The following is a 19,751-nucleotide window of genomic DNA, read 5'->3' on the forward strand; positions in this document are numbered from 1 at the left end:
CCGGATTGCCTCATGTCGCCACGCAAAGCCCTCCCCACCGCCCTGGCCCTGGGCCTGACCCTCGCCGCCGGCGCCCACGCCGATGAAGGCATGTGGATGCCGACCCAGCTGCCGGAGCTGGCCAAGCCGCTGCAGGCGGCCGGCTTCAAGGGCAACCCGGCCGATCTGGCCAACGTGACCGCGCCGCCGCTGAGCGCGGTGGTGCGTGCCGGTGGTGGCACCGGCTCGTTCGTCTCGGCCGATGGCCTGCTGCTGACCAACCACCACGTGGCGATGGGCGTGATCCAGTACAACAGCTCGCCCGAGCACAACTTCATCAACGACGGCTTCATCGCCAGGGGCCGCGCCGACGAGCGTCCGGCCAATCCGGACTTCCGCGTGCTGGTCACCGTCGGCTTCGACAAGGTGACCGACCAGGTGCTGGCGCAGGCCCGGGGCAAGACCGGCCGCGCCTACTTCGACGCGGTGGATGCGGCCAGCAAGCAGATCGTGGCCGAGTGCGAGAAGGACGGCAGCGTGCGCTGCTCGGTGGCCAACATGTATTACGGCACCGACTTCTACCGCATCGCCCAGCTGGAACTGAGCGACGTGCGCCTGGTCTATGCGCCGCCGCGCGCGATCGGCAACTACGGCGATGAGATCGACAATTTCATGTGGCCGCGCCACACCGGCGACTTCACCCTGCTGCGCGCCTACGTGGGCAAGGACGGCAAGCCGGCCGCCTACAGCAAGGACAACGTGCCCTACCAGGCACCGGCGCACCTGCAGATGTCGGTGGAAGGCCCGAAGGAGGGCGATTACGCGATGCTGGCCGGTTACCCGGGCATCACCTACCGCCACCGCACCGCCGCCGAATTCGCGGGCCAGATCGATACCGTGCTGCCGCGCCGGGTGTCGGTGTTCCAGCAGATGATCGATACCATCGAGGCGGCCAGTGCCAAGGATGCGCAGGCGCGTACCCGCTACGCCTCGCAGCTGCAGTCGCTGAAGAACAACCGCAAGCGTGCCGCCGGTGAGCTGGAAGGCCTGCTGCGCAGCGACGCCAAGGCGCAGCGTGCAGCCGACGAGCAGGCGATGCTGGCCGCCACCGACCGCAGGTACCAGGGCGACATCAAGGCATTGCTGACCAACCTGTCGCAGGGTGCGGCGGTGGGCGAGCGTGACCTGCTGCTGGAGCAGATGGCCGGCCAGAGCCAGCTGCTGCGCTCGGCGCTGCTGCTGGAACGCCTGCGCATCGAATCGGCCAAGCCGGACGCGCAGCGCGAGACCGGCTACCAGCAGCGCGACCAGGCGATGATCGAGGGCGTGCTGAAGCAGGTGCAGCGTCGCTATGCACCCGAGGTCGAGAAGGCACTGCTGACCACGCTGTTGACCCGCTACCAGCAGCTGCCGGATGCGCAGCGCGTGGCCGAGTTCGACGCTGCGTTCGGCCGTACCCCGGCACAGCTGGCGCAGGCACTGGACACGCTGTACGCCGGCACCCAGCTGGGTGATGAAGCGCAGCGTCTGTCCCGTTTCGCCGCTGCCCGCGAAGGCAAGGCGCTGGCCGCCGACCCGCTGATCGCCGTGGCCGGCCCGCTGGTGGCCGCGCAGCTGCGCATCGAGAACGAGAGCAAGACCCGCGAAGGCGAACAGCTGCGCCTGCGCCCGGCCTACATGCAGGCCTTGTTCGCCTGGCGTGCCAAGCAGGGCCGTGCGGTGTACCCGGATGCCAACCGCACGCTGCGCATCAGTTACGGCAAGGTGGAAGCGCTGCACCCGCGTGATGGCGTGACGTACTCGCCGGTGACCACCGTGGCCGGCATCGTCGAGAAGAACACCAACGCTTATCCGTTCGATGCACCCAAGCCGTTGCTGGCCGCGATTGCCAAGGGCGACTTCGGCAGCACTGCCGATCCCGCGCTGAAGACCCAGACGGTCAACTTCCTGACCAACCTGGACACCACCGGCGGCAACTCCGGCTCGCCGGTGCTCAACGCCAAGGGCGAGCTGATCGGGCTGAACTTCGACAGCAACTGGGAGTCGGTCAGTGCCAGCTGGTGGTTCGACCCGCGCTACAAGCGCGCCGTGCACGTGGACATGCGCTACCTGCGCTGGCTGCTGGCCAAGGTCTACCCGGCGCCCGAGCTGCTGAAGGAAATGGGCGTTCCGGCGGAATAAGGCCGGATCGAGCGCGGATTGCCGACCCCCACCTGGGTGGGGGTGCCTGATGATTGTGGGCCCCCACCTTGGTGGGGGTGGTGGCCCTTCACCCAGCCCGTACACCCGGCCACGCGTGGCCTACACTGCGGGTTCCTTCGACGGAAACACGCGCTTGGTCTCCAGCTGGATCCTGCTGCTGGTCTCGGTTGCCTATGCCGCGCTGCTGTTCGGCGTGGCGTGGTGGGGCGACCGTCGGCCGATGTACCCGGACCGGCCGTGGCTGCGTCCGGTCGTCTACAGCCTGGCGCTGGCGGTGTACTGCTCGTCGTGGACCTTCTACGGCGCAGTCGGCACCGCCGTGCGCAACGGCGTGGGCTACCTGCCGATCTACATCGGGCCGTTGCTGCTGCTGCTGTTCGGCTGGCGCATCATCGAGCGCCTGGCGCTGATCGCGCGCAGCCAGAACGTGGTGTCCATCGCCGACTTCATTTCCTCGCGCTTCGGCCGCTCGCGGCGGCTGGCAGCGCTGGTGGCGATCATCGCGCTGATCGGCATCATTCCCTACCTCGCCCTGCAGTACAAAGCGGTGGCGATGAGCCTGCAGGTACTGACCGGCAACACCGGGCCGACCAGATTCTTCAGCGACCCGGCCCTGTATGTGGCGCTGTTGATGGCGCTGTTCGCCACCCTGTTCGGCACCCGCCAGGTCGATGCCACCGAACACCACCACGGCATGATGCTGGCGATCGCGCTGGAATCGGTGATCAAGCTGGTGGCGATGGTGGCGGTGGGTGTGTTTGCCTATGTCTGGCTCAGCGACCGCAATGAAGCGGTGGTGGAGTCGGTGCATACGCTGTTCACCGGCCTGCCACCGGTGGGTTTCCTCTCGCAGACGCTGCTCAGCTTCCTCGCCATCATCTGCCTGCCGCGCCAGTTCCACGTGGCGGTGGTCGAGTGCGGCGACGTGCGCGACGTGCGCCGCGCGCGCTGGATGTTCGGGGGCTACCTGGTGCTGATCTCGGCGATGGTGCTGCCGATCGCCACCGCCGGCATCAGCCTCTTCGGTACCGGAAGCGGCGTGGCCGACGACTCGATGGTGCTGGCCCTGCCGCTGGCCGAGGGCCGCAACGCGTTGGCATTGATCGCCTATATCGGCGGCTTCTCCGCCGCCACCGGCATGGTCATCGTGTCTTCCATCGCGCTGGCGACGATGGTCAGCAACGACCTGGTGATGCCGGTGCTGCTGCGTCGCAGTGGCGATCACCAGGAAGCGGCTGACGTCGCTTCGCGCGTGCTGTGGATCCGCCGCCTGGCGATCCTGCTGCTGGCGCTGATGGCCTACAGCTACTACCGCAGCAGCAGCAACGACAGCACGCTGGCCTCGTATGGATTGATGGCCTTCGCCGCGGTAGCGCAGTTCGCGCCGGGCCTGATCGGTGGCCTGTACTGGCGCGGCGCCAGCCGTCGTGGCGTCGAGACCGGCATGCTGCTCGGCTTCGCCACTTGGCTGTACACCCTGCTGCTGCCGGCGATGACCATGGCCGGCTGGATGGATGCGGGCTGGGTGCAGCACGGTCCGTTCGGCATCGATTGGCTGCGCCCGCAGCAGCTGTTCGGCATGACCGGCTGGGACCCGCTGACCCACGGCACGTTCTGGTCGCTGCTGGTCAACGCGGCGACGATGATGCTGGTATCGGCGCGTTGGCGGCCGGGCGTGGATGAGCGCCTGCGCGCCGCGCCCTTCCTCGATCCCTATGCCGAGCGGCCTTCAGTGGCCGGTGGTTGGCCGGGTCACGTGCATGTGGGTGACCTGCTGGCACTGGCCTCGCGCGTGGTCGGCGAACGCCATGCGCGGCGCTCGTTCTTCGAACAGGCGCAGTCGCTGGGGCGCGAGCTGCAGTCCTCGGCACCGGCTGACCGGCCCTGGGTGCAGTTCACCGAACGCCTGCTGGCGGCGTCGATCGGTGCGGCGTCCGCGCGCCTGCTGCTGACCAGCCTGCTGCGCGGTTCGGGCATGGACCTGGGTGAAGTGGTGGCGGTGCTGGACGAAGCGGGACAGGAACTGCGCTTCAATCGCGAGATCCTGTCGACCACCTTGGAAAACATCAGCGCCGGGGTCAGCGTGGTCGACCCGGACATGCGCCTGACCGCCTGGAACCGCCGCTACCAGGACATGTTCGGTTATCCCGATGGCATGCTCTACGTGGGTCGTCCGGTGGCCGATCTGATCCGCTACAACGCCGAGCGTGGTGAGCTGGGCGAGGGCGATATCGAAGTGCAGATCAACCGTCGCATCGGCTATATGCGCGCCGGTTCGCCGCATGTGTTCGAGCGTACCCGCAGCGATGGCAAGGTGATCGAAATGCGTGGCCAGGCACTGCCCGGCGGCGGCTACGTCACCAGCTACAACGACATCACCGACTACAAGCACGCCGAACGCGCGCTGCTGGAAGCCAACGAAACGCTGGAGCAGCGCGTGGCCGAGCGCTCGCATGTTGCGGAAGTCGCGCAGCAGTCGAAGACCCGTTTCCTGGCCGCGATCAGCCATGACGTGCTGCAGCCGTTGAACGCGGCGCGGCTGTTCGCATCGGCGTTGCGCGACAGCGACCATGTCAGCGACGAGCAGAAGCACCTGGCCGAGCGCGTGGATGCATCGCTGCGCGCCGCCGAGGAGCTGCTGGATGGCCTGCTGGACGTGTCGCGGCTGGATGCCGGCGGCCTGCATCCGGTGATCGGCGAATTCGATGTCAGTGCGCTGATGCGCGAACTGGCCGCGCAGTACACACCGGTTGCGGCCGGACGTGGGCTGCGCCTGGATCTGTTCGCGCGCACCACCTGGGTACGCAGCGACCGACGCCTGCTGCGTCGCGTGCTGCAGAACTTCCTTGCCAATGCGCTCCGCTATACGCGGCAGGGGCGCATCGTGCTGGCGGTGCGCCAGCGCGGCGATGAAGTGGAACTGCAGGTGTGGGATACCGGCCCCGGCATTCCCGAGCATCACATGCGGCAGATCTTCGACGAGTTCCACCGCTACCAGCAGCCGTTCGACTGGGGCGAGCAGGGCTTGGGACTGGGCCTGTCGATCTGCCAGCGCATCTCGCGCCTGCTCGATCATCGCTTGAACGCGCGCAGCCGGGTCGGCAGTGGTTCGATGTTCTCGATCATCCTGCCGCGCGTGGCGCCGTTGCCGGGCTACACCGATGCGGTCGCCCTGGCGGCGACGGCACCACCGGTCCGCAGCGATTCGTTGGCGGGCCTGCGCGTGCTGTGCGTGGACAACGACGAGGAGATCCTCGATGGCATGCGCGCGCTGCTGGGGCGCTGGCAGGTGCAGGTGATCACCGCATCGACGGTGGACCAGGCGCTGCAGAAGATCGCCGAGCGTCCGCAGGTGATGCTGGTGGACTACCACCTGCACGATCGCATGGATGGCCTGGACGCGCTGGTGGCATTGCGCGAGGCGGCGGGCTATCCGTTGCCCGGTGCACTGCTTACCGCCGATGGCCGCGATGAACTGAAGCGGATGGCGCGCGAGCGTGGCTATCGCCTGTTGACCAAGCCGATCAAGCCGGCGTCGCTGCGCGCGTTCCTGGGCGCGCTGCGGGATACCCGCAACGGCGATGCCTGATGGGCAACTGTAGAGCCGAGCCCATGCTCGGCTCCTGCGCGAAGCGCGGCTCATATATAGCCTTCGCTATAAAAACCAGCCCTGCCTGCGCGTTTCGCTGGAAATGCGCCACGCGCGGATCGCGGTGCTAAGCTTCGCGTCCCCTTGGGGAGTAGCCGGATTCCTGCGCAGGAATCGTCCACGTCAACATACTCGGCCAGTGCGCCGTGGCGTGGACAACCATGATGGTTGGCGAGACCAGCGGCCCGCGCGCGCAACATCAGGTTGGGCGCGAGCGCAGGCCGTGCGTCCGTCCTTGCCCGACCTCAACAGCCGCCAATGTCCCCCCTTTCGATCCTCCTGATCGGCTTTGCCATGTCCACCGATGCTTTCGCCGCGGCGATCGGCAAGGGCGCAGCCATGCGCAAGCCGGTGTTCCGTGATGCGCTGCGCGCCGGCATCATCTTCGGCGTCATCGAGGCGATCACGCCCATCATCGGTTGGCTGCTTGGCCGTGCCGCTCTGCAGTACGTGGAGGCGTTCGACCATTGGATCGCCTTCGGCCTGCTCGGCGCGCTGGGCATCCACATGATCTACAACGGCCTGCGTCCGGATAACGGCGAGGACGATGAAGATCCTGCGCAGCACCATGGTTTCTGGAAGCTGGCACTGACCGGTTTCGCCACCAGCATCGACGCAATGGCGGTGGGCATCGGCCTGGCCTTCATGGACGTGCATATCGGGGTGATGGCCGCAGTCATCGGCCTGTGCACGCTGACCATGGTCACCGCCGGCATCATGCTGGGCCGCGTGCTCGGCAGCATGGTCGGCAAGCGCGCCGAAATCATCGGTGGCGTGATCCTGGTGATCATCGGTGCGACGATCCTGTACGAGCACCTGCGCGGTGCCGCGTAAGCAGAGATAGCTGTAGAGCCGAGCCCATGCTCGGCTTGTGCCTGAAGCAGCCGAGCATGGGCTCGGCTCTACATTGGGGCAATGGCCGACATGCAGCACGGCATTTTGCTGATGTAGAGATCCTCTGCTGCGCCGTAGTGTTCATGCATGTCCAGCCCTGCACTTCGTACTGGTCGGTGGTCGCAGACCGGCAATGTCTATGCGATCACCGCCGTGACATACGCGCGTCGGCGCTGGTTCGACGATGAGGCCAACGTCGATCTGCTGATAGAAGCGCTACGCACAGTGGAGCGGAAGGGTCGGACATGCTCCCTGGCCTGGGTGATCATGCCGGATCATCTGCATTGGTTGATCCAATTGCGGAGCGGAACGCTCGCCGGCTGCATGCAGATTCTCAAGTCGCGCAGCGGCCGCTCCATCGGCAGGTGCGTCGATGCCGATACTCCCATCTGGCAGCCGGGGTACTACGATCATGCACTGCGCAGTGATGAATGCCTGCGAATGCAGGCGATGTACATTGCGGCCAATCCGGTGCGCGCTGGACTGGCTACGTGCATTGGGGAGTACCCGTATGCCTGGAGTCGATGGCCCTTGCTGGGCTGATTCGGTACTTGGACAAAGAGCAGCCGAGCGTGGGCTCGGCTCTACAAATGCATCATGAGGTCTGTAGAGCCGAGCCCATGCTCGGCTCTGAAGTTCGTCACGATCAATCTTCTTCCGGCGGCAGCACGATGGCGTCGTCGTCGATCGCCAGCTTGCCGGCCATCAGCACCGCCTGGGTGCGGTTGGTCACGCCCAGCTTGCGCAGGATCGCGGTGACGTGCGCCTTGATCGTTGCTTCGGAGACGTTGAGGTCGTAGGCGATCTGCTTGTTCAAGCGGCCCGCGCCGAGCATCTGCAGCACGCGGAACTGCTGCGGGGTCAGCTCGCGCAGACGCTGGCCGACTTCGCGTTCTTCGCTGCCGGTCGGCGGCACGTTGTGTGCTTCCGGCGGCGCCCAGGTCTCGCCATCGAGGATGGTGCCGAGCGCATGACCGATCGTGTCCGAATCAGCGGACTTCGGAATGAAACCCAGTGCGCCGTGGTCGAGTGCGCGACGCATCACCGTGGCTTCTTCGCGTGCGGAGACCACCACCACCGGCAGGTGCGGATGCAGCGAGCGCATGTGCACCAGCGCATTGAAGCCCTGTGCGCCGGGCATGTTGAGATCCATCAGGACCAGGTCGGCGTCGTTGTGCTGGTCGGCCAGCGCATACAGCGCTTCCACGCTGTCGGCCTCGAACAGTTGAACGCCCGGAATGACCCGTTGCACGGCACCCCGCAGGGCTTCGCGGAACAACGGATGGTCATCGGCAATCAGGAGGGTGGTCATGGGTCGAGCTTATCGATCAGGAAAAAGGGCGGTGTGATGGCTGGCACAGGACGGGTTGAACATGGCCGGGTCCCTCCTCCCGGCCACGTTCGTGGCGCGTCCTGTGCCCGCGCTCACGTCATCAACGGACCTTGCGTTCGTCCACCAGCGAGGCCACGACCGATGGATCGGCCAGGGTCGAGGTGTCGCCCAGCTGATCCGGCGCGTTCTCGGCGATCTTGCGCAGGATGCGGCGCATGATCTTGCCCGAACGGGTCTTCGGCAGGCCCGGCGCCCACTGCAGATGATCTGGCGTAGCGATCGGGCCGATTTCCTTGCGCACCCAGGCGACCAGTTCCTTCTGCAGTTCGTCGCTCGGCGCTTCCTCAGCCACCAGGGTGACGTAGGCATAGATGCCCTGGCCCTTCACGTCGTGCGGGAAGCCGACCACGGCGGCCTCGGCCACCTTCGGATGCGAGACCAGCGCGCTTTCCACTTCGGCGGTACCGATGCGGTGGCCGGACACGTTGATCACATCGTCCACGCGGCCGGTGATCCAGTAGTAGCCGTCTTCATCGCGGCGGCAGCCGTCACCGGTGAAGTAGCTGCCCGGATAGGTGCGGAAGTAGGTATCGATGAAGCGCTGGTGGTCGCCATACACCGTGCGCATCTGGCCCGGCCAGGAATCGCGGATGATCAGGTTGCCTTCGGTCGGGCCGTCCTTGATCTCGCCATCGGCGTTGACCAGGGCTGGCTGTACGCCGAAGAAGGGCAGGGTGGCCGAACCCGGTTTCAGATCCATCGCACCGGCCAGCGGCGAGATCAGGATGCCGCCGGTCTCGGTCTGCCACCAGGTATCGACGATCGGGCAGCGGCTGTCGCCGACCACCTCGTAGTACCAGCGCCAGGCTTCCGGATTGATCGGTTCGCCGACGCTGCCGAGCAGGCGCAGCGACGCGCGCGAGGTCTTCTTCACCGGCTCCTCGCCTTCGCGCATCAACGCGCGGATGGCGGTGGGGGCGGTGTAGAAGATCGACACCTTGTGCTTGTCGATCACGTTCCAGAAGCGCGAGGTATCGGGGTAGTTCGGTACGCCCTCGAACATCAGCGAGGTCGCGCCATTGGCCAGCGGGCCGTACACGATGTAGCTGTGGCCGGTGACCCAGCCAACGTCGGCGGTGCACCAGTAGATGTCGTCCTCGCGCAGGTCGAACACCGCTTCATGGGTGTAGGCCGCGTACAGCAGGTAACCGGCGGTGGTATGCAGCACGCCCTTCGGCTTGCCGGTCGAACCGGAGGTGTAGAGGATGAACAGCGGATCCTCGGCGTTCATCGGTTCCGGTTCGCAGCTGGCCGGCTGGCTGTCGACCACGTCATGGAACCAGCGGTCGCGCGGGGCCTGCATGTCCACCGCGCCGCCGGTATGGCGCACCACCAGCACGGTTTCCACGGTATTGGTGCCGGGCAGCTTCAGCGCCGCATCGACGTTGGCCTTCAGCGGAATCTTCCGGCCACCACGCAGGCCTTCGTCGGCGGTGATGATCAGCTTGCTCTGGCAGTCGCTGACACGGTCGGCGATCGAGTTCGGTGCGAAGCCACCGAACACCACCGAGTGGATCGCGCCGATGCGTGCGCAGGCCAGCATGGCCACGGCAGCGTCGACGATCATCGGCAGGTAGATGGTGACCCGGTCGCCCTTCTTGACGCCGAGGTTACGCAGCGCGTTGCCCAGGCGGCAGGTGCGCTCGTACAGCTCGCGATAGGTCACGTGCTGGGCCGGCGCATCCGGGCGGTCGGGCTCGAACAGCAGGGCGGTCTTGTCGCCACGCTTTTCCAGCTGACGGTCCAGACAGTTCACGCTGGCGTTGAGCTCGCCATCTTCGAACCACTTGATGTGGAAGTCGGCCAGGTCGTAGCTGACGTTCTTGATCCTGGTCGGCTTGCGCGACCAGTCCAGCCGCTCGGCGGCCTTGCCCCAGAACGCATCCGGATCGGACACCGAGGCCTGGTACTGCTGTTCATAGGAGTTCTTGTCGATACGCGCCTTGGCGGCGAACTGCGGATCGACGGGGTAGAGATCAGCCATGGCACCCTCACTTGCACGTTGACTTTGTGTGTGCAGCCGCAGCATTGCAGCAGCCGTTCCCCCTCAGTTTGCCCCATCCACCCCCGGTCGCGTCACCACTTCGGTTAGACCTTGGTCGAAAGTCGGGCCCCTTCAGGCCCGGGTTCGACCAATGGCCAATAGCCGGTGCGTGCAAACGCCCCGCAGTCTCGGCTCGACCGTGCCCCACGCGCGGCATCACCTTGCCACTTGGGAGAGAGGGCAACATGAGCCACCGTACGTTGAAAGCCGTGCGCACACCTTTGGCGGCCTGCTTGTTGGTCGCCCTGGTCGCACCGGGCATGGCGTTCGCCGAGACCGCCAAAGAGAAGGCACTGGAAGCACGCGTTGCCGAACTGGAGCGGCAGGTACAGGCGCTGCTGTCGTCACAGCAGCAGCAACAGACCCAGATCGTGCAGACCCAGCAGGCGGTCACCGACGTCCGCACGCTGCAGGCCGAACAGAAGCCGGCGGTGCCTGCGGGCAAGCAGCCGATCCAGGTCACCACCATCACCCCCGGTGCGGCGCCGGGCACCACGGTCAAGATCGGCGGCTTCATCAAGGCCGATTTCCTGGCCACCCAGACCAGCGATGGCCAGCTGGCCGACGATGCCACCGGCCGCGCGCTGTACCTGCCCGGGCAGACCCCGGTGGAAGGTGCCGGCGGCAGCGGCAAGCGCTCGGACGTGGACTACAACGCCCACGCCAAGTTCTCGCGCTTCAACCTGGGCATCGACAACGTCAGCGAATCGGGCAACAAGGCCGGCGCGTTCTTCGAGATGGATTTCTTCGGCAATTCGCTGGGCAACCAGACTGCCACCAACACCTATGGCGTGACCCTGCGCCATGCGTACATGTACTGGAACAACTGGATGGCCGGCCAGACCTGGTCGAACTTCATGGATGCGGCGTCGCTGCCGGAGGCGGTCGACTTCGTCGGCCCCACCGACGGTGTGATCTTCGTGCGCCAGGCCCAGGTTCGCTACACCAAGGGCGGCTTCAGCGTCGCGCTGGAGAATCCGGAAACCACCACCCTCACCGGCACGCGCAATCCGGTCACCGGCGCCTGGACCAACGCCAGCGCCAACTCCGATCGCGGCAGCCTGCCGGACCTGACCCTGCGTTACGGCTGGAAGGGAGACTGGGGCACCTTCGGTGTGGGCGGCATCGTCCGTCAGCTGAAGGTCGACAACCAGACCACCGGTGCCAAGGCTGACAAGGTGGCCGGTGGCCTCACCCTGGGCGGCAAGTGGGTGATGGGTGACAGCGATTCGCTGCACTACCAGTTCACCGGTGGCGAGGGCATCGCCCGCTACATCGGCCTGGGCATCACTGCCGATTCGGCCTATGACGTGGCACGTGACGAACTCAATCCGACCGGTGTGATCGCCGGCTACGTCGGTTGGCGCCATGCGTTCTCGCCGAAGCTGCGCACCAACCTGATCTACGCGCGCAGCGACTACGACAACGACAGCATCCTCGGCCCGCTGGTGACCAAGAGCGTGCAGAGCATCCGCGGCAACATCTTCTATTCGCCGCTGCCCAAGGTCGATGTCGGTGCCGAGCTGATGTACGGCAAGCGCGAGGTCGAGAACGGCAACAAGGGCGACATCACCCGTCTGCAGTTCACTACGAAATACAGCTTCTGATCGAGTGCCGACCAACGGTCGGCACCTGCCGAGATTGAGTGCCGACCATGGTCGGTATCTACCTAGACTGCGTGCCGACCAAGGTCGGCACCTACAGAGGGAAAGCGTCCCATGTCCACAACACCCGCACCGGCGAAAGCCCAACTTACCCAGGGACACAAGAAGGTCATCTTCGCGTCCAGCCTGGGCACCGTTTTCGAGTGGTACGACTTCTTCCTGTATGGCTCGCTTGCGGCGATCATCGCCAAGCAGTTCTTCAGCGGCGTCAATGAAACCACGGGCATGATCTTCGCCCTGCTGGCCTTCGCGGCCGGCTTCTTCGTGCGACCGTTCGGCGCGGCCTTCTTCGGCAGCCTCGGCGACCGTATCGGCCGCAAGTACACCTTCCTGGTCACCATCCTGATCATGGGCATCTCGACCTTCCTGGTCGGTGTGCTGCCCAACTACGCCTCGATCGGCTTCGCCGCGCCGGTGATCCTGATCATCCTGCGCCTGGCCCAGGGCCTGGCGATGGGCGGCGAGTACGGTGGTGCGGCGACCTATGTGGCCGAACACGCACCGGACGACAAGCGTGGCCTGTACACCAGCTTCATCCAGTGCACGGCCACCCTTGGCCTGTTCATGTCGCTGCTGATCATCCTGGCCTGCCGCTATTTCCTCGGCAACGAAGCCTTCGAAGCCTGGGGCTGGCGCATTCCGTTCCTGGTCTCGATCGTGCTGCTGGGCGTGTCGGTGTGGATCCGCCTGCAGCTGAGCGAGTCGCCGCTGTTCCAGCAGATGAAGTCGGAGGGCAAGGGTTCCAAGACGCCGTTCCGTGACAGCCTGAAGGGCGGCAACCTGAAGCTGATGCTGCTGGTGCTGCTCGGTGCTGCCGCAGGCCAGGCGGTGGTCTGGTATGGCGGCCAGTTCTACGCGCTGTTCTTCCTCAGCAGCATGCTGAAGGTCGATGCCACCACCTCCTACCTGCTGATCGCCGCCGCGCTTGCACTGGGCGTGCCGTTCTTCATCTTCTTCGGCTGGCTGTCCGACCGAATCGGCCGCAAGAAGATCATCCTCGCCGGCTGCCTGCTGGCCGCCGTCACCTACATCCCGATCTTCAAGGGCCTGACCCACTTCGCCAACCCGGCCATCGAAGAAGCCCGCAGCAGCTCGCCGGCGCTGGTCGTGGCCGATCCGAACACCTGCTCGTTCCAGTTCGATCCGGTCGGCCTGCGCAAGTTCACCAGCTCCTGCGATGTGGCTACCGCTGCGCTGACCAAGGCCGGTGTGCCGTATGACGTGCAGCCGGCCGCTGCTGGCTCGCTGGCGATGGTCAACGTGGGCAGTGCCAGCGTCACCTCGTATGAGGCCGCCGGCCTGACCAAGGAAGAAGGCAAGGCCAAGGCCGATGCGTTCGGTGCCGAGCTGAAGACCGCGCTGACCACCGCCGGCTACCCGGCCAAGGCAGACGGTGCACGCATCAACTACGCCGGTACGATCTTCATGCTGTGGCTGCTGGTGCTGTACGTGACCATGGTCTACGGCCCGATCGCCGCCTACCTGGTCGAACTGTTCCCGACCCGCATCCGCTACACCTCGATGTCGCTGCCGTACCACATCGGCAACGGCTGGTTCGGTGGCTTCCTGCCGGCGATCTCCTTCGCGCTGGTGGCCGGTACCGGCAACCTGTACTACGGCCTGTGGTACCCGATCATCATCGCGCTGATGTCGGTGGTGATTGGCGGCCTGTTCCTGCGCGAGACGAAGAACGTGGATATCACCAAGTAAGAATGATGTTCATTGGATGAAGGAGAGGCCGTGGTGCAGACCACGGCCTTTTCATTTCCCTGTAGCGCCGAGCCATGCTCGGCGAGCGCGCAACGCGCGGCACAAGACTCCGCAGACGCGAACATACAGCGCTCAATGCCGTCATCGCGGTTGACAAGCATCCGAAGCCGCACGCCCTCTCGCGCCCGGGGTCAGATCCCTTTCGCGCGCGAAAGGGATCTGACCCCATCGAGACCGCCGCCTCACGTGCGCACGCCGTATAGTCGCGGAATGAGCACCTCAGCCGCCGACCTCCCCGCCATCCTGCACACCCTGCGCAGTGCCTGGCAGTCACAGCGCCCGTCGCTGGACCAGCGCGAAGCCGATCTGCGTCGCCTGCGCGCGGCGCTGAAGGAACGCATGGACGAAATGGCTGCGGCCATTGCCGAGGACTTCGGCCACCGCGCCCATGTTGAATCGAAACTGGGCGATGGCATGAGCGTGCTGTCGGCTATCGATCACCTGCGCCGCCACCTGCGACGCTGGTCGAAGCCGCGTCATGCGTCTGCAGGCTGGAAGCTTTGGCCAGCCCGCGCGCAGCTGCGGCCGACGCCGCTGGGCGTGGTCGGGGTGATCTCGCCGTGGAACTACCCGGTCACGCTGGCGCTGGTGCCGTTGGCCACTGCGATTGCCGCTGGCAACCATGTGCTGCTGAAGCCTTCCGAGCACACACCGCGCACCAGCGCTTTCCTGGCCGATCTGCTGGCCAGCGTGTTCCCGTCCGATCGCGTGGCGGTGGTGCAGGGCGGGGCCGATGTTGCAGCGGCAGTGTCCGCGCTGCCGCTGGATCATCTCGTGTTCACCGGTTCCACCGCGGTCGGCCGCAAGGTGATGGCGGCGGCGGCGGAACATCTGGTGCCGCTGACGCTGGAGCTGGGCGGCAAGTCGCCCGCCATCGTCTGCCGCGATTTTCCGTTGGATAAAGCCGCGGCGCGGCTGGCCACCGGCAAGTGGTTCAACGCCGGCCAGACCTGCATCGCGCCGGACTACGTGCTGATCGACAGCGTGCGCCAGCGCGAATTCGTGCAGGCACTGCAGCAGCAGATACGCGAGCGCTATGGCGATTTCAGCGACGCCGACGATTACACGCGGATCATCAATGAGGGCCAGTACCGGCGCCTGCAGGGCTACCTGGCGCAGGCGCGCGAACGCGGTGTGCCGGTGATTGCGCTGGCGCAGGTGGACCAGGCACGCGCCGACCGCGAACGCCTGCTGGTGCCGACCGTAGTGCTGGATCCGCCGGATGACCTGGACCTGATGCGCGAGGAGATCTTCGGTCCGATCCTGCCCGTGCGCGCCTATCCGGACCTGGATGCGGCGCTGGCCGACATCGTGGCCCGCGACCGGCCGCTGGCGTTGTATCCCTTCAGCCATGACACAGCCACGGTGGAGCGCATCCTCGGCCAGGTGGTGGCGGGCGGGGTGACGGTGAATGACACGTTGCTGCACTTCGCCGCTGATGGTTTGCCGTTCGGCGGAGTGGGCGCCAGTGGCATGGGCGCGTACCACGGGCAGGCTGGGTTCGATGCCATGAGCAAGCTGCTGCCGGTGCTGTGGCAGTCGCGCTGGGCGGCCAGTGACCGGCTGCGGCCGCCGTATTCGAAGATTGCGGGGTTGTTGAGGTTGCTGCTGCGGTGAACCCACGCATGGCGTGGCTCTACTGACGGGACCGGGTTCCGGTAGGTGCCAACCTTGGTTGGCACGCGTGAACCCCAAGCGCCGACCAAGGTCGGCCTCTACCGGGACATACGGGCCCCCCAGCGCCAACCAAGGTTGGCGTCTACCAAAGCTGGGCCGGGTAGAATGCCCGCATGAAGATCGCCTCGTGGAACGTCAATTCGCTCAATGTCCGCCTGCCGCACCTGGAGCAGTGGCTCAAGGACTTCGGTCCGGACATCGTCGGCATCCAGGAAACCAAGCTGGAGGACCACAAGTTCCCGGACTCGGCGTTGATCGCCGCCGGTTACCGCAGCGTGTTTGCCGGGCAGAAGACCTACAACGGCGTGGCGCTGGTGTCGCGCGAGCCGGCGCAGGACGTGCAGATCGGCATTCCCGGCTTCGAGGACGAGCAGAAGCGGGTCATCGCCGGCACCTTCGGCGACCTGCGGGTGATCAACCTCTATGTGGTCAACGGCCAGGACATCGGCACCGACAAGTACGAGTACAAGCTGCGCTGGCTGGAGGCGGTGCATGCGTGGATCGCCGAAGAACTGCAGCGGCATCCGAAGCTGATCGTGATGGGCGACTTCAACATCGCCCCCGATGCGCGCGACGTGCACGACCCGGAGGTCTGGAACGAGAACCACATCCTGACCTCCACCGCCGAGCGCGGTGCGCTGGCCAAGCTGCTGCAGCTGGGCCTGCACGATGGCTTCCGCCTGCACAACGACGAGGCTGGCACGTTCAGCTGGTGGGATTACCGGGCGGCCGGTTTCCGCCGCAACCTCGGCCTGCGCATCGACCTGACCCTGGTCTCCGATGCATTGAAGGGCAGTGCAGTGGCCTCGGGCATCGACCGCGAGCCGCGCACCTGGGAACGTCCCAGCGACCATGCACCGGCGTGGGTGCAGCTGGGCTGAAACAACGAGGCCCGGCGATGGCCGGGCCCCGTGTTCAAGCAGTATCCCGCGTCAGCGTATGCTCTTGCGGGTGAACAGGTTGACGATCGCCAGCAGGATCACCGCGCCGATCAGCGAGAACAGGAACGTGCGGAGGGTGATCGCTTCATTGATGCCGCCGCCGAACAGCCAGCCGGAAATCAGTGCGCCAACGATGCCCACCACGATGTTGAGGATGATGCCCTGTTGGCCATCGCGCTTCATGATGATGCTTGCCAGCCAGCCGACGATGCCGCCGACGATCAGCCAGATGATGATTCCCATGATCGACTCTCCGGTGGATAACCGTGTCCAGTTGACGCGCAGTGCCGTGAACCCGCTGTGCAATCCCGTGACGGCCGCGTGCGCATGAGCCTGCCAGCCACCCTCGACGGCCCCTGGCGGTTTGGTCCGGTCACCGTCTGGCGCTGCCCGCACGTGCCCGGTCAGCGCGGTGAGCCGCAGGCCCGGCAGGTGCTGGCACAGGCCCTGGGCGGCGAGCCGGATGCGCTGCCGCTGCTGCGCGATGACAAGGGCCGGCCCGAGCTGAGCGGCGCGCTGGCCCACTACGGCACCGGCTGGAGCCACAGCGGCGAGGTGCTGCTGGTGGCGCTGGGCGAAGGCGTGCGGTTGGGCGTGGACCTGGAACTGCTGCGGCCGCGCCCTCGCATGCTGGAAATCATCCAGCGCTTCTTCCATCCCGACGAAGTGGTCTGGCTGCAGGGCCTGGACGAGGCTGACCGCGAACATTGGTTCTTCCGCGTGTGGTGCGCCAAGGAAGCCATGCTGAAGGCGCACGGGCAGGGCATTTCCTTTGGCCTGCACCGCCTGCAGCTGGCCCCGGCCGCCGATGGCGCGCTGCACCTGCGCTGGTGCGACCCGGAACTGGGCGAGGCGACGCGCTGGCACCTGCACGAGTGGCAGGCCAGTGGCCAGTTCCGCGCCGCATTGGCCTGGTATCCGCAGTGAATCGCCGAATCTGCAGTGAAAACCGGCGATAATGTCGGCATGAGCGAACACGATCTTCCCGCCGGCGTAGCGACCACGCTGCAGCAGGGCCTGGCCAGCATGGGCCTGGCTGCCGAGCTGGCCCCGCCGCTGCTGCGCTACCTGGCGTTGCTGCACCGCTGGAACGGCACCTACAACCTCACCGCCATCCGCGATCCGCAGGAAATGGTCACCCGCCATCTGCTTGATTCGCTGGCGATGCAGCCGTTCGTGGCCGATGGCAGCCTGGCCGACCTCGGTACCGGCCCCGGGTTGCCGGGCATCCCGCTGGCGATCGCCTGCCCGGGCCTGCAGGTCACCCTGGTGGAAAGCAACGGCAAGAAAGCCCGCTTCATGCGCGAAGCCGTGCGTCAGCTGGGCCTGGGCAATGCCCGCGTGGCCGAGTCGCGCGCCGAAGCGCTGGCCGAGCCGGGCAGCTACGACCAGCTGACCGCGCGCGCGATGGACACCCTGGCCGGCATCGTCCGCGTCGGTGGCCACCTGCTGCGCCCCGGTGGCGTGCTGCTGGCCATGAAGGGCGTCTACCCGCATGAGGAGATCGCCGCGCTGCCGGCCGGTTGGCAGGTGCGCGAGGTGGTCCCGCTGAGCGTGCCCGGCCTGGCCGGCGAACGCCATCTGGTCACCGTCACAGGCCCCTGAACCCCGCCGCCAGCCCCTTGTGGAACAAGCGGTTGGCGATCCACGATTTCCGCACGGGCCCGGTTGTACGCATAATGACCGGTCCCAGCACACGTCGACGAGGCACACCCGCATGGCCCGCATCATCGCCATCGCCAACCAGAAGGGTGGCGTCGGCAAGACCACGACCGCCGTCAACCTGGCCGCTTCCCTGGCCAACGCACCCAAGCGCGTGCTGTTGGTCGACCTGGATTCCCAGGGCAACGCGACCATGGGCAGTGGCGTGGACAAGCGCGAGCTGGTCTCCTCCACCTACGATCTGCTGCTGGGCGAGTCCAGCGCTGCCGACGTGCGCGTGCAGACCGCCGAAGGCTACGACCTGCTGCCGGGCAACATCGACCTGACCGCGGCCGAGATCCAGCTGATGGCGCAGAGCGAGCGCGAGCAGCGCCTGAAGCGCGCGCTGGCGCCGATCCGCGACGAGTACGACTACATCCTGATCGACTGCCCGCCGGCACTTTCGCTGCTGACCTTGAACGCCCTGGCCGCCGCCGATTCGGTGATCGTGCCGATGCAGTGCGAGTACTACGCGCTGGAAGGCCTGAGCGCGCTGGTGGAAACCATCGAAGCGCTGCGTGCCAACCTCAACCCGGCGCTGGAGATCGAAGGCGTGCTGCGCACCATGTTCGATGTGCGCAACAACCTGGCCAACGCCGTGTCGGCCGAGCTGACCGAGCATTTCGGTGACCGCGTGTTCCGCACCATCGTGCCGCGCAACGTGCGCCTGGCCGAGGCGCCCAGCCATGGCCAGAGCATCGTCGGCTACGATCGTGCTTCGCGTGGCGGCGTGGCCTACCTCGGCCTGGCCGGCGAGATCATCCGCCGCAACAACGAACGCAACAAGGCCACCAAGGCCGTGGAGACCGTCTGATGACCAGCAAGCCTGCCGCCAAGAAGCGTGGCCTCGGCCGCGGCCTGGACGCCCTGCTGGGGCCCAAGGGCGCGGTCAGCCAGGTGCAGGCCAGCACGGCGGTGATCGAGCCGCTGCCCGGTGAAGTGCTGCGCAAGCTGCCAGTAGGCCAGCTGCAGCCGGGCAAGTACCAGCCGCGTCGCGAAATGGACCAGGGCAAGCTGTCCGAACTGGCCGACTCGATCAAGTCGCAGGGCGTGATCCAGCCGATCCTGGTGCGCCAGCTGCCGGCAGGCAACTTCGAAATCGTCGCCGGTGAACGTCGCTGGCGCGCCTCGCAGCTGGCAGGCCTGGACGAAGTGCCGGTGGTGGTGCGTGAGCTGGAAGACCGCACCGTCATCGCGATGGCGCTGATCGAGAACATCCAGCGCGAAGACCTCAACCCGCTGGAAGAAGCCGAAGCGCTGCAGCGCCTCATCAGCGAATTCACCCTGACCCATGCCGAGGCCGCCGAGGCCGTCGGCCGCTCGCGCGCGGCGGTGTCCAACCTGCTGCGCCTGCTGGAGCTGCCGATCGCCATCCGCCTGCTGCTGGAAACGCGCCGGCTGGAGATGGGGCACGCCCGCGCGCTGCTGACCCTGGCCCCGGAACTGGCCAGCAAGCTGGCCCAGGAAGCGGCCGATGAGGGCTGGTCGGTGCGCGAGGTTGAGCGTCGTGCGCAGGCGTTCGCCGCCGGCAAGGTGCCGAGCAACCGTCCGCAGCCGGTGGCCAAGGTGCAGCAGGCCGATATCGCCTCGCTGGAGACCGAGCTGTCCGAAGTGCTGGGCACCTCCGTTGCGATCAACCATGGCCGCGGTGGCAAGGGCAAGCTGATCATCCATTACGCCAACCTGGACACGCTCGATGGCGTGCTGGAGCGGCTGCGCACGCGCCAGGGCTGACCCCGGCGCAGTTTCATGGGAGTACGGCCTGTTCCTGCCGTGCTCCGTCGATTGCAGGGAACGCACCGCCGCGCGTGCCGGAGGTCGTATCGTCCACTCGCGG

Annotated in this window: 15 protein-coding genes; 12 read left to right on the forward strand and 3 right to left on the reverse strand. The window is 66.4% G+C overall.

Features of this window, described 5'->3' with window-relative positions; translation table 11 throughout:
• Nucleotides 1-12 precede the first annotated feature (12 nt).
• The 4 genes from HFK18_RS05265 to HFK18_RS05280 all read left to right on the forward strand — a co-directional run bounded on the left by HFK18_RS05265 (nt 13) and on the right by HFK18_RS05280 (nt 7,267).
• Nucleotides 13-2,160, forward strand: a complete 2,148-nt coding sequence (locus HFK18_RS05265) for a S46 family peptidase (RefSeq protein WP_180164885.1) — start codon at nt 13-15, stop codon at nt 2,158-2,160.
• 154 nt (nt 2,161-2,314) lie between these two features.
• Nucleotides 2,315-5,770, forward strand: a complete 3,456-nt coding sequence (locus tag HFK18_RS05270) for a PAS domain-containing hybrid sensor histidine kinase/response regulator (RefSeq protein ID WP_180164887.1) — start codon at nt 2,315-2,317, stop codon at nt 5,768-5,770.
• Between the two features lie 318 nt (nt 5,771-6,088).
• Entirely contained in the window at nt 6,089-6,664 is a 576-nt protein-coding gene (locus HFK18_RS05275; RefSeq protein ID WP_180164889.1) for a manganese efflux pump MntP family protein, read from the forward strand.
• A gap of 147 nt (nt 6,665-6,811) precedes the next feature.
• A complete protein-coding gene (locus HFK18_RS05280) occupies nt 6,812-7,267 on the forward strand; it encodes a transposase (RefSeq protein ID WP_180164891.1) in 456 nt (151 codons plus the stop codon).
• 103 nt (nt 7,268-7,370) lie between these two features.
• Here HFK18_RS05280 and HFK18_RS05285 read toward each other — a convergent pair whose 3' ends face one another.
• Both HFK18_RS05285 and acs read right to left on the reverse strand, forming a co-directional pair.
• Nucleotides 7,371-8,036 carry a response regulator transcription factor gene (locus HFK18_RS05285; protein ID WP_006477308.1) on the reverse strand — a complete coding sequence of 222 codons (666 nt, stop codon included), beginning with the start codon at nt 8,034-8,036 and terminating at the stop codon, nt 7,371-7,373.
• Nucleotides 8,037-8,157: 121 nt separating this feature from the next.
• Nucleotides 8,158-10,101: an acetate--CoA ligase gene (gene acs / locus HFK18_RS05290; RefSeq protein WP_180164893.1), complete on the reverse strand. Its 1,944-nt coding sequence runs from the start codon at nt 10,099-10,101 to the stop codon at nt 8,158-8,160.
• Between the two features lie 245 nt (nt 10,102-10,346).
• On the opposite strand from acs, the gene HFK18_RS05295 reads away from it, so the two are divergent.
• The 4 genes from HFK18_RS05295 to xth all read left to right on the forward strand — a co-directional run bounded on the left by HFK18_RS05295 (nt 10,347) and on the right by xth (nt 16,153).
• Complete coding sequence (locus HFK18_RS05295; protein WP_180164895.1) at nt 10,347-11,768, forward strand: DcaP family trimeric outer membrane transporter; 1,422 nt, start codon at nt 10,347-10,349, stop codon at nt 11,766-11,768.
• Nucleotides 11,769-11,879: 111 nt separating this feature from the next.
• Nucleotides 11,880-13,535: an MFS transporter gene (locus tag HFK18_RS05300; RefSeq protein ID WP_099819929.1), complete on the forward strand. Its 1,656-nt coding sequence runs from the start codon at nt 11,880-11,882 to the stop codon at nt 13,533-13,535.
• 270 nt (nt 13,536-13,805) lie between these two features.
• Entirely contained in the window at nt 13,806-15,212 is a 1,407-nt protein-coding gene (locus HFK18_RS05305; protein ID WP_180164897.1) for a coniferyl aldehyde dehydrogenase, read from the forward strand.
• Nucleotides 15,213-15,385: 173 nt separating this feature from the next.
• Nucleotides 15,386-16,153: an exodeoxyribonuclease III gene (gene xth / locus HFK18_RS05310; RefSeq protein WP_180164899.1), complete on the forward strand. Its 768-nt coding sequence runs from the start codon at nt 15,386-15,388 to the stop codon at nt 16,151-16,153.
• 51 nt (nt 16,154-16,204) lie between these two features.
• Here xth and HFK18_RS05315 read toward each other — a convergent pair whose 3' ends face one another.
• Complete coding sequence (locus HFK18_RS05315) at nt 16,205-16,456, reverse strand: GlsB/YeaQ/YmgE family stress response membrane protein (protein ID WP_025878785.1); 252 nt, start codon at nt 16,454-16,456, stop codon at nt 16,205-16,207.
• Nucleotides 16,457-16,540: 84 nt separating this feature from the next.
• Between HFK18_RS05315 and HFK18_RS05320 the strand changes: the two genes are divergently transcribed.
• The 4 genes from HFK18_RS05320 to HFK18_RS05335 all read left to right on the forward strand — a co-directional run bounded on the left by HFK18_RS05320 (nt 16,541) and on the right by HFK18_RS05335 (nt 19,648).
• Nucleotides 16,541-17,140 carry a 4'-phosphopantetheinyl transferase superfamily protein gene (locus HFK18_RS05320; protein ID WP_180164901.1) on the forward strand — a complete coding sequence of 200 codons (600 nt, stop codon included), beginning with the start codon at nt 16,541-16,543 and terminating at the stop codon, nt 17,138-17,140.
• Nucleotides 17,141-17,179: 39 nt separating this feature from the next.
• A complete protein-coding gene (gene rsmG, locus HFK18_RS05325; RefSeq protein ID WP_033832551.1) occupies nt 17,180-17,818 on the forward strand; it encodes a 16S rRNA (guanine(527)-N(7))-methyltransferase RsmG in 639 nt (212 codons plus the stop codon).
• 112 nt (nt 17,819-17,930) lie between these two features.
• Nucleotides 17,931-18,728: a ParA family protein gene (locus tag HFK18_RS05330; protein ID WP_025878788.1), complete on the forward strand. Its 798-nt coding sequence runs from the start codon at nt 17,931-17,933 to the stop codon at nt 18,726-18,728.
• Complete coding sequence (locus HFK18_RS05335) at nt 18,728-19,648, forward strand: ParB/RepB/Spo0J family partition protein (protein WP_089237881.1); 921 nt, start codon at nt 18,728-18,730, stop codon at nt 19,646-19,648. Before HFK18_RS05330 ends, HFK18_RS05335 begins: the two co-directional genes overlap by 1 nt.
• Nucleotides 19,649-19,751 lie beyond the last annotated feature (103 nt).

Source organism: Stenotrophomonas sp. SbOxS2 (assembly GCF_013416715.1).
In the GTDB taxonomy this organism is placed as follows: Bacteria; Pseudomonadota; Gammaproteobacteria; order Xanthomonadales; family Xanthomonadaceae; genus Stenotrophomonas; species Stenotrophomonas lactitubi.